Origin of the sequence: Enterobacter sp. FUJ80071, assembly GCF_038739915.1 — a bacterium.
GTDB lineage: Bacteria > Pseudomonadota > Gammaproteobacteria > Enterobacterales > Enterobacteriaceae > Enterobacter > Enterobacter kobei.
Window position 1 is genome coordinate 4,744,271 of sequence record NZ_JBBXKH010000001.1, and the last position, 10,390, is coordinate 4,754,660.

11 protein-coding genes are annotated in these 10,390 nt (G+C 55.7%); 1 reads left to right on the top strand and 10 read right to left on the bottom strand.

The window, feature by feature from the left end; all coding sequences use genetic code 11:
* Positions 1-10: 10 nt before the first annotated feature.
* Positions 11-676: a 6-phosphogluconate phosphatase gene (gene yieH, locus AAER43_RS22930; protein ID WP_050862187.1), complete on the bottom strand. Its 666-nt coding sequence runs from the start codon at positions 674-676 to the stop codon at positions 11-13.
* Between the two features lie 165 nt (positions 677-841).
* On the opposite strand from yieH, the gene adeP reads away from it, so the two are divergent.
* Positions 842-2,179, top strand: a complete 1,338-nt coding sequence (gene adeP / locus AAER43_RS22935; RefSeq protein WP_137675653.1) for an adenine permease AdeP — start codon at positions 842-844, stop codon at positions 2,177-2,179.
* Positions 2,180-2,270: 91 nt separating this feature from the next.
* Here adeP and AAER43_RS22940 read toward each other — a convergent pair whose 3' ends face one another.
* From AAER43_RS22940 to rpmH, 9 genes are all read right to left on the bottom strand, one after another.
* A complete protein-coding gene (locus AAER43_RS22940; RefSeq protein WP_014881896.1) occupies positions 2,271-2,837 on the bottom strand; it encodes an NADPH-dependent FMN reductase in 567 nt (188 codons plus the stop codon).
* Positions 2,838-2,873: 36 nt separating this feature from the next.
* Positions 2,874-3,620, bottom strand: coding sequence for a phosphopantetheinyl transferase (locus AAER43_RS22945; RefSeq protein WP_050862188.1), 747 nt, complete (start codon positions 3,618-3,620; stop codon positions 2,874-2,876).
* A gap of 122 nt (positions 3,621-3,742) precedes the next feature.
* The gene (gene yidZ, locus AAER43_RS22950; RefSeq protein ID WP_032635227.1) at positions 3,743-4,714 is read right to left on the bottom strand and encodes an HTH-type transcriptional regulator YidZ; all 972 of its coding nucleotides are present in this window, start codon (positions 4,712-4,714) and stop codon (positions 3,743-3,745) included.
* On the bottom strand, positions 4,683-5,858 hold the full coding sequence (locus AAER43_RS22955) for an MFS transporter (protein ID WP_050862189.1): 1,176 nt from the start codon (positions 5,856-5,858) through the stop codon (positions 4,683-4,685). Before AAER43_RS22955 ends, yidZ begins: the two co-directional genes overlap by 32 nt.
* 111 nt (positions 5,859-5,969) lie before the next feature.
* On the bottom strand, positions 5,970-7,334 hold the full coding sequence (gene mnmE / locus AAER43_RS22960) for a tRNA uridine-5-carboxymethylaminomethyl(34) synthesis GTPase MnmE (RefSeq protein WP_014881900.1): 1,365 nt from the start codon (positions 7,332-7,334) through the stop codon (positions 5,970-5,972).
* Positions 7,335-7,406: 72 nt separating this feature from the next.
* A complete protein-coding gene (yidC, locus tag AAER43_RS22965; RefSeq protein ID WP_014881901.1) occupies positions 7,407-9,050 on the bottom strand; it encodes a membrane protein insertase YidC in 1,644 nt (547 codons plus the stop codon).
* A 2-nt stretch (positions 9,051-9,052) separates the two neighbouring features.
* A complete protein-coding gene (gene yidD / locus AAER43_RS22970; protein WP_001307474.1) occupies positions 9,053-9,310 on the bottom strand; it encodes a membrane protein insertion efficiency factor YidD in 258 nt (85 codons plus the stop codon).
* Positions 9,274-9,633: a ribonuclease P protein component gene (gene rnpA, locus AAER43_RS22975; RefSeq protein ID WP_014072458.1), complete on the bottom strand. Its 360-nt coding sequence runs from the start codon at positions 9,631-9,633 to the stop codon at positions 9,274-9,276. Before rnpA ends, yidD begins: the two co-directional genes overlap by 37 nt.
* A 16-nt stretch (positions 9,634-9,649) precedes the next feature.
* Positions 9,650-9,790 (bottom strand): 50S ribosomal protein L34, encoded by a 141-nt coding sequence (gene rpmH / locus AAER43_RS22980; protein WP_000831330.1) that lies wholly within the window; start codon positions 9,788-9,790, stop codon positions 9,650-9,652.
* Between the last annotated feature and the right edge of the window lie 600 nt (positions 9,791-10,390).

Sequence of the window (10,390 nt, forward strand, 5' to 3'; positions counted from 1 at the left end):
AGGGGAAACATTACCGAGTAATATCCCACCCGCGCGCTTTCCACAGCTCCGGCAACTGCGCCAGATCGGTAAAGGTCGTCACGTTTGGGTGAACGATCGGCTTGTTGTGCGGATCGGCACAGAAGTAAAACACCTCCATCCCTGCATCAATGCCGGACTGCGCACCCGCAGACGAGTCATCCACCAGAATGCAGTTCTCGACGTTGACGTGCATCGCTTTCGCCGCATGGAACATCAGCGCCGGGTCGGGCTTCCAGCGCTGGATATCGTAGCCGCTGAACAGTTTTTCCGGGAAATGGTGCAACATTTCAAGCTTGCCGAGCGAGTGCTGCATTTTGCTGACCGGACCGTTAGAGACCACGCAGATCGGCACCGTCATCGCATCCAGCAGCGCGTTTGCGCCTGATATGACTTCCAGCTCTGAGTCGAACAGGCGTGCAACCTCGGCGCGATACACCGGCTCCAGATCCGCTTTTGCCAGAAAGACACCGTGTTCTTCGTTAATGATGTCGATAATCTCGTAGAGTTTCACGCCCTTAAAGCGCTTAAACACCTCTTCGAGCTCCAGCGTAATGCCAAATTCCTGGAACATGGTGACATACGCGCGGGAACAAATGACCTCACTGTCGACCAGCGTACCGTCGCAGTCAAAAAATACCGCTTCAATTCCGGACATGCTTTTCCCTTTTAACAAGTTTAACGTTTTCGTACGGCAGTTCGCCGGGACGCAATCGTTGCCGTATAAGCAAAATCAATGAAAAAAGTATCACGTAACTGCCACTATTGTCGCATTTTGGTATAGGATAGCGACGAATTTTCCCTCCTTGTTCGGAAATTGATGATGAGTCAACAACACACTACCCAGACATCTGGTCAGGGTCTGCTTGAGCGCGTGTTTAAACTGCGCGAGCACGGCACAACGGCACGCACCGAAGTGATCGCCGGTTTCACCACCTTCCTGACGATGGTCTACATCGTTTTTGTGAACCCTCAAATTCTGGGCGTTGCTGGCATGGATACCAGCGCCGTCTTTGTGACTACCTGTCTGATTGCGGCGCTTGGCAGCATCCTGATGGGCGTGTTCGCTAACCTGCCGGTTGCGCTGGCTCCCGCTATGGGTCTGAACGCCTTCTTCGCGTTCGTGGTGGTTCAGGCGATGGGGCTGCCGTGGCAGGTAGGCATGGGCGCGATTTTCTGGGGCGCTATTGGTCTGCTGCTGCTGACCATTTTCCGCGTACGTTACTGGATGATCGCGAACATACCGGTGAGCCTGCGCGTGGGTATTACCAGCGGTATTGGTCTGTTCATCGGTATGATGGGGCTGAAAAACGCCGGTGTGATCGTCGCGAACCCGGAAACGCTGGTGAGCATTGGTCATCTGACCTCGCATAACGTGCTGCTGGGCGTGCTGGGCTTCTTCATCATTGCGATCCTGGCCTCCCGCAATATTCATGCGGCGGTGCTGGTGTCCATCGTGGTCACGACCTTACTGGGCTGGATGCTGGGCGACGTTCACTATAACGGTATCGTCTCTGCGCCACCGAGCGTTTCAACCGTGATTGGTCACGTTGACCTGGCGGGCTCCCTGAACCTGGGCCTGGCGGGTGTGATTTTCTCCTTCATGCTGGTCAACCTGTTTGACTCCTCCGGTACGCTGATTGGCGTGACGGATAAAGCAGGTCTGGCGGATGAGAAAGGGAAATTCCCACGCATGAAGCAGGCGCTGTTTGTGGATAGCATCTCTTCCGTCGCGGGCTCTTTCATCGGCACCTCGTCTGTTACCGCTTACATTGAATCCTCTTCCGGCGTGTCCGTGGGCGGTCGTACCGGCCTGACGGCAGTGGTGGTGGGTATTCTGTTCCTGCTGGTGATCTTCCTCTCTCCGCTGGCGGGTATGGTTCCTCCGTATGCGGCAGCTGGCGCGCTGATTTACGTGGGGGTGCTGATGACCTCCAGCCTGTCACGCGTGAAGTGGGATGATTTAACCGAAGCGGTGCCGGCGTTTATTACCGCCGTGATGATGCCATTCAGCTTCTCGATCACCGAAGGTATCGCGCTGGGCTTTATCTCGTACTGCGTGATGAAGATCGGTACCGGCCGCTTCCGCGATCTCAGCCCGTGCGTGATTGTTGTTGCGCTGCTGTTTGTGCTGAAGATTGTGTTTATCGATGCGCACTAAGGTGCGGTTTGTGGTGTCAGGTGGCGCTTCGCTTACCTGACCTACTGAAGAGTGTAGGCCCGGTAAGCGCTAGCGCCACCGGGCTTTTTTATCAGGCTTTAACCCGCTTAATATAATCCCCAAACGCCGTCAGCTGACCAGACAGATGGTCACGCGTGCTCTGGTCCACCACGTCACCCGTCTGCGGGTCGACCTTGTTCTGAATCACGCCACCCATAAACTCCGGCTTGTTCATCACCATCGCATCCAGGAATACCAGGATCTGGCGCAGGTGGTACTGGCAGCGTGCGCCACCAATGGCACCCATAGAACTGGTCTGGATGAGTACCGGTTTACCCGCCAGCGGCTGCTCAGGTAAACGGGACAGCCAGTCGATGGCATTCTTCAGGCCACCCGGAACCGAGTAGTTATACTCCGGGGTGACAATGACCACGCCGTCGGCCTGGCGGATCTGATCTGCCAGCGCCTCAACGCTCTGCGGGAACCCTTCTTCCTGCTGGACATCTGCATCATACAGCGGGATGTCACCAATAGATGGCAGGGCGCTAATCTCCATACCTGCCGGTGCCAGCTGTGGCAGCGTGCGGGCAACCATCCCGTTAAATGAACCTTTGCGCAGGCTTCCCAGTAACGTAACAACTTTCAACGTATCAGACATGATTACTCCTGTTTCATCATGATGACCCTGAATGGATCAGTTAAGGATGTATGCTTTTTCTGCCGGTAAGCTGGTTAATCGCATCAGACGTGCGGCGGGTTCGTTGGCTCGCTCGGGCACATCCGGAAGAGTACGCCATCCCTCTTTACTGTCAAATGCCCAAACCTTTAGCCGTTCGATGGCGGGGCTGACGGCAACGGACCATATCAACACATCTTCTGCATCGCTGAGCGCTTCTACAAGCGTTGCCTGAGCGGCACGCAGGCGTCCGGAGCCTGGTAACAGCTGCAACTGACGGGCATCATCTGAGGCACAACCGCAGAGCTTGCGGATGCTCTGGCGCAGGGTGATGAGCTGAGCTCTGGCCTCGACGGGATCGGTTTGGTTGCGCACCCAGAGTTTTTCATTACTTGAGAGCGGGTAGTCATCGTGCGGGCTTGCACCGTGGAATCCTCGCGTTGCACGCTGAAGCTCCATATCCAGCCCGCAATCCCCCTCGGTGGTTAGCGCTACACCAATGATATTCCCCGTGTAGGCAATAGAAAAACGGGGGAGATCCGGGTCGGCAAAGACCGGGCGGCCTTCGGGTTGGGTGATGATCTCAGGCAGTTCGCTGGTGCCATACAGCATGAACATCAGTTCTGCGAGCAGCGCTCTGGACGCTAAAAAACGCGTTCTGCGGTGTTCGGGGAGTTTGAGCGCCTCACTGTAACAGGCGGAAGAGATTCTGGCCGATACGAGACGTCCTTCTGTGAGTATCCCTCTTGCAAAGTGCGTTGCCATTTTTCGCTCCTTGATAATGGTCGTATTCGGTTAAACGGTTACATGATTATCGCTCAACTTGCCTCCTGTTTTAATCAGTAAATGGGCGTAAGAGAAGCCTTAGGACCGAACTTTACATTTTCTTAGGCAAAAATCGGACTGTTGGCACCGTATAAGGCCTTAATGGTCTCCCGTAGCCAGAGGATTTTCGGATTATGGCTGTTCCGTTTATGCCAGATCAGCGTGAAGGGAACGGTCAGCTTTTCAGCCTGCGCTTCGTCAATGGGAATGGGAAGCGCGATCAGCTTCCGCTGGTGGAGGTGATTATAGTGATGGCAGTAGTGCGGAGCGGTGGCGATATAGTTATGACCGGGCTGAGCCGCCATAAACATCGCCTGTTCGAAGCCCGGCAGGCTCATGGCGATGGTGCGCTCACGTCCCATCTCCTTGAGAACTTCATCAAGCGCCCAGGTGTCGCTGCGTTCCCAGAAGATGCTGATATGGGGGTAGCGCAGGAAGGTCTCCAGATCCCACTCTTCCTGAAGTGCCGGATGGTCCTCGCGCAGATAGACGCACGGACGGTCGCTAAACAGGATTTCGTAGTCGATAAACCACGGCATCAGTTTCAGCAGTTCCCGCGAGCGCGGGTGCGTTTCGCGGCCGGTGAAGCCCACATCCACTTCCCCGCGCGTAATGGCGTCCAGCGAATCGTAATCCCAGTGACGCATCTTCACCGTTGCCTGCGGATAGCGCTGGTTCACCTGTTCCAGCAGGTCATTAAAGCGGATCAGCATCAACGGCGTTTCAGCAGCCAGCATGAACGTTAGCCCGCCCGGCGAATCATGATGGAATTTGTCGAGGATCTGGTTGCCGATTTGCATCCAGTCCGCCAGGTCCTGCTCAAGGCTGACCGTTAGCGGCGTGGGCAGTAGCCCTAACGGCGTTTTGACAAACAGCGGGTCGTCGAACCAGTCGCGCAGCTTGCCCAGTGATTTACTTACCGCTGACGGCGTGACGTTCATCCGCTTTGCGGCTTTGGTGACGCTGCGCTCCTGCAGCAAAAGCTGCAGACAAAGCAAAAGGTTAAGATCGAGATTGCTGATGGGCTTCTTCATAGTTTGCCGCAGGCTGGATAACCAAAAGTAAAGTGATGCAGACCATGCTACAGCCAATCAGAATCCCGATCAGCATATTGAGCGCGTTAAGTCCGATGACCGCCGCCAGCCAAATCCACAGCGATGAACCGCAGACCTGCGCGATCCCCAGCACCGAGCTTGCCACGCCTGCCCGCAGCGAGAATGGGCCGAGCGCCTGACTCATCGCGACGCCAAAACCAACCGAGAATCCGGCGCAAATGAGGGTAATGCCCACCAGCATCACCGCGTGTGAGTTTGCCGTCGCCAGGATAAGACCCGCAGCGAGGAACAGCACCTGCGAGGTCAGCATCAGCATGCGCTGGCTGAAAATATTGAGTGCAAAAGGAGTGGAGAAGGAGACGGCCATACTGACCATGGCGGTTAAGGCCATCACCGTTGAATACTCACCGCGATCGAAGCCCATGGTCTCCATCAGCAATACCGGTGAAACGTTTACATAGGTCAGGATCACCGCCACGCTGAGCGTAGTGACGGCCAGGCGACTAAGGAAAAAGCGGTTGATGAGCTTCTCGGCCGGGTGAATGCTTGCCGTATGACCGCTATTCTGCGAACCCGGGTGGGTCTCTTTCAGCACGGCAATCGACAGGACAAACACCAGCGCACCCATAGCTGCCATGGTCCAGAACAGGCTTTGCCACGGGAGTATCAGCATGATCAGATAGCCCACGACGGGAGCCAGCACCGGGATGATGCAGGTTATGCCGTTCAGCATGGAGAGCACCTTCGCGCGACGCTGGGCGCTTAAGGTATCGCGCAGGATCGCAAAGGCCACCACATAGCAGCCACCCGCTCCAATGCCCTGAATAAAACGTCCTGTCAGGAACAGGGTGCTTTCCTGGGCGACGGAACACAGTATCGATGCCAGGGCGAACACAATCGCACCGGTAATCGCGACAGGCTGACGACCTGCCTTATCCGCAATTTTTCCGGCAAACACCATCGACGACGCCATCCCCGCGAGGTAGGCCGAAAATGCAATATGCAGCTGCGCTTCGCTGGCACCCAGATCGCGGGCGATGTGCGGTAATCCCACCAGATACATATCAATGCCAGACGGATAAAGCAGAACGAGCGCAAAACTACAAAACAGAAAACGAGCCATAAACCCCCCATGCTTGCAGGCAAGCAGGATAGGGAGAGAAGAGGGATTAGGCGAGTTGCCATTTGGACAATGGTGATTTCCTGGGAGGAAATCACCATGGATTAGCGAGTGTTATTTGCCAATACAGAAGCTCGAGAAAATCCTTCCCAGCAGATCGTCCGAGGTAAACTCCCCGGTGATCTCACTCAGATTCTGCTGCGCCAGACGCAGCTCTTCCGCCAGGAGTTCACCCGCCCAGGCGCCGATCAGCTGTGCTTTGCCCTGGTCGAGATGACGGGCCGCCTCTTCCAGCGCCTGCAGGTGACGACGACGGGCCAGGAAGCCGCCTTCCATGCTGGTGTCAAAGCCCATGCTCTGCTTGAGATGGTTACGCAGGTCGTCCACGCCCTCACCGGTGCGCGCCGACAGGCGAATGAGCGAGTGACCATTCACATCGCTGATACCCAGCGTTTCACCGGTCACGTCTGCTTTGTTGCGCACTACGGTGATCGGCAGCTTAGCCGGCAGGCGGGCGATAAAATCTGGCCAGATCTCAGCCGGGTCAACGGCGTCGGTGGTGGTGCCGTCCACCATAAACAGCACGCGGTCAGCCTGCTCGATCTCCTGCCAGGCGCGTTCAATACCGATACGCTCAACTTCATCGCTGGCATCGCGCAGACCGGCGGTATCGATAATGTGCAGCGGCATCCCGTCGATGTGGATATGCTCGCGCAGCACGTCGCGGGTGGTACCGGCAATGTCGGTCACAATGGCCGCTTCACGGCCCGCCAGGGCATTCAGCAGGCTCGATTTCCCGGCGTTCGGGCGCCCGGCAATGACCACCTTCATCCCTTCGCGCAGCAGGCTGCCCTGACGCGCCTCGGCGCGCACCGCGTCGAGGTCGCTCATCACCTGGTTGAGCTGGGCTTCGATTTTTCCGTCAGAGAGGAAGTCGATCTCCTCGTCAGGGAAGTCGATAGCTGCTTCCACGTAGATCCGAAGGTGAGTAAGTGCTTCCACCAGGTGATTCACGCGGGCAGAGAATGCCCCCTGCAGCGAGTTCAGGGCGGAGCGAGCCGCCTGTTCAGAACTGGCGTCGATCAGGTCTGCAATCGCCTCGGCCTGGGCCAGGTCAAGCTTATCGTTCAGAAAAGCACGCTCGGAGAACTCGCCCGGCTTCGCAATTCGCAGGCCCGGCAGGGTCAGAATACGTTTTAACAGCAGGTCGAGGATCACCGGGCCGCCGTGGCCCTGCAGCTCCAGCACGTCTTCGCCGGTAAAGGAGTTCGGGCCGGGGAACCACAGCGCAATGCCCTGGTCCAGCGGCGTACCGTCGCTGTCTTTAAACGGCAGGTAATCCGCGTAGCGCGGTTTTGGCAGTTTACCCAGCACCGCTTCGGCCACCTCGCGCGCCTTCAGGCCGGAGATGCGCAGAATACCTACACCACCGCGTCCCGGTGGGGTTGCCTGGGCGACGATAGTGTCGTTATGGCTCATGGTTGCTCTCGTTCAATACAAATAAAAAAGGCGGTCAATCGACCGCCCTTATTTTAGCGTTAACTTATCGGATCAGGACTTTTTCTTTTCGCGGCTATGCAGGCCACGTTTTTCCAGACCACGGTAAATCAGCTGCTGCTGGATGATGGTCACCAGGTTGCTGACGATATAGTACAGCACCAGACCTGACGGGAACCACAGGAAGAACACGGTGAAGATGACTGGCATAAAGGTCATGATCTTCTGCTGCATCGGGTCGGTCACGGTGGTCGGCGACATCTTCTGGATGAAGAACATCGTCACGCCCATCAGGATCGGCAGGATGTAGTACGGGTCCTGTGCAGACAGGTCATGGATCCACAGGGCGAACGGCGCATGGCGCAGCTCAACGGAACCCATCAGCATGTAGTACAGCGCAAGGAAGATTGGCATCTGAATCAGCAGCGGGAAGCAACCACCCAGCGGGTTCACTTTCTCTGCTTTATACAGGGCCATCATTTCCTGGCTCTGACGCTGTTTGTCATCGCCCAGACGCTCACGCATTGCCTGAATCTTCGGCTGCAGCATACGCATCTTCGCCATGGAGGTGTACTGCGCTTTGGTCAGCGGGTACATGATGCCACGAACGATAAAGGTGATAACGATGATGGAGAAGCCCCAGTTACCCAGGAAGCTGTGGATGAACTTCAGCAGCTTAAACAGCGGCTGAGAGATGAACCACAACCAACCGTAATCGACGGTCAGATCCAGGTGCGGCGCAACAGCAGCCATTTTGTCCTGGATTTCCGGGCCGACCCACAGGGTGCTTGCCAGCTTACCGGTTTGACCCGGCTGAACCAGAACTGGCTGAGATTTGTAGCCGATGGCTGCAATACCGTTGCCCAGGTTCGCGGTGTAGAAGTTATTGGTACCGTCGTTATTTGGCACCCATGCAGTCGCGAAATACTGCTGCAGCATTGCCACCCAACCGCCTTTAGCACTGACGTTCAGGTTTTCGTTATCGGCAATGGTGTCGAACTTGTATTTCTCATACTTCGCGTCAGGCGTGGAGTATGCCGCGCCACGGAAGGTGTGCAGCGCGAAGTTGCTGCTTCCGGTGTCACGGTGAGACGGCAGATTGATGGACTGCTTCAGCTGACCGAAGGTAGACAGTTCCAGCGGTTTCGCACCGGTGTTCTGTACGCTGTAGCCCACGTTTACCGCATATTCACCGCGTTTCAGGGTGAAGGTTTTGGTGAACGTGTTGCCTGCCGCGTCGGTATAGGTCATCGGGATAACGAGTTCGTTCTGGCCATCAGCCAGCGCAAAGGTGTCGCTCTCGACGTTATACAGTGGACGCGCACCGTTAGCCGGGTTATCCGGGCCATCACGACCGGTCAGGCCGCTCTGCGCCTGGTAGATAAACTCTGGCGTGGTTTCCAGTAACTGGAACGGTTCGGTAGACTTCAGCTCTTTCGGGTAGGTCAACAGCAGCGCCTGCTCAACATCACCACCACGGGTGTTGATAGTCAGCTCAAGCACATCGGTCTTAACCGTAATCTGTTTCCCCTGGCCACTGGCCGGTACGCCCTGGTCGGCGGCGCTACCCGCTGCGGTGGTCGTAGTCTGCGTGGTCTGCTGCTGGGGTTGAGGATTTTTATCCTGCTCCCATGCCTGCCAGATCATGAAAGACACGAACAACAAAGCGATGATAAGAAGATTGCGTTGCGAATCCATCGTTAGTGTTCTCTGGTATCAAAAGGTCCTGGGGGGACGGGGTCGTCTCCACCGGGGTGTAAAGGGTGGCATTTTAATACGCGTTTCACCGTCAACCAACTGCCTTTTATCACTCCAAACCTGCGCAATGCCTCAATTCCGTAGCTTGAGCATGTTGGTGTGAAACGGCAGTGCGGCCCGAGTAGCGGACTAATCAGGCGTTGATAGACCCGAATGAGGGCTATCAGGACCCGTGAGCCAGGCGACAGTGGCGGCGCCATAATTTTTCCAACGCTTCCGAGAGAGCACGGTTATCGAGGTCGGCAACCCCCTTTTTAGCCACCACCACGAAATCCATAGAAGGCAGTTCGTGCTGACGTAAACGGAAGCTTTCACGCGTCAGACGTTTAATCCGATTGCGTTCATGCGCGCGCTTAACGTTTTTCTTGGCGACTGTGAGACCGATGCGGGGATGCCCCAGCGAATTTTGGCGGCCGAGGATGGTGATTTGCGGCGTGCCAGCCCGTTGTGGCTGCTGGAAGACGAAAGTGAAATGAGTGGGAGTTAACAAACGTAACTCCCTGGGAAATGCGAGCTTAACCACTCAGGGGTTAGCTTTATTACTTGGAAACGGTCAGACGAGCGCGGCCTTTAGCACGACGACGTGCCAGAACCTGACGACCATTTTTAGTAGCCATACGAGCACGGAAGCCGTGAGAACGGTTGCGCTTCAGTACAGACGGTTGAAAAGTGCGTTTCATGGCGATTTCTACCTAAACTTGAATAAATTCACTGACTTTTGCGTATACCCGAACGAGTTTCGAACGACTAACGCCTCAGCGTGGGTGATTAAAGAGGCCGGATTGTAATAATTGTACACTCCGGAGTCAATTCTCTTTCCTTATTTCCCGCGTATTTCCGCACGATTTCGCGTGGAAAATGAGCAACGGACGACGCAGGAAGATGAGCATCACGCGCCGGGTCGAGGATTATACGGGCTCGGCAACAAAGCGCAAGGATCGTCCCGGATCTTCGTTAGATCATTTAAGCAATAAATTGTCGTTGCTCATTAAATTTTCCAATATGCGGGCTAAATCGCGAGGCACTCGCGCCAGGATCGTTTACACTTACCCGGTTTCGGATCTTCCTGTGGATAAATCGGGAAGAATCTGTGAGAAACAGAAGATCTCTGGCTCAGTTTAGGCTATGATCCGCGGTCCCGATCGGGATCCCAGGATCCTGGTCAGGATTAAATTGCAGATAGCAATTCGCACGTCACCCTTTGCACAGGGTCATGTCGATGTGCGCCAACAATCATGAATATTCAATAGTTTTCTTTTATTGTTCGAGTGGAGTCCGCC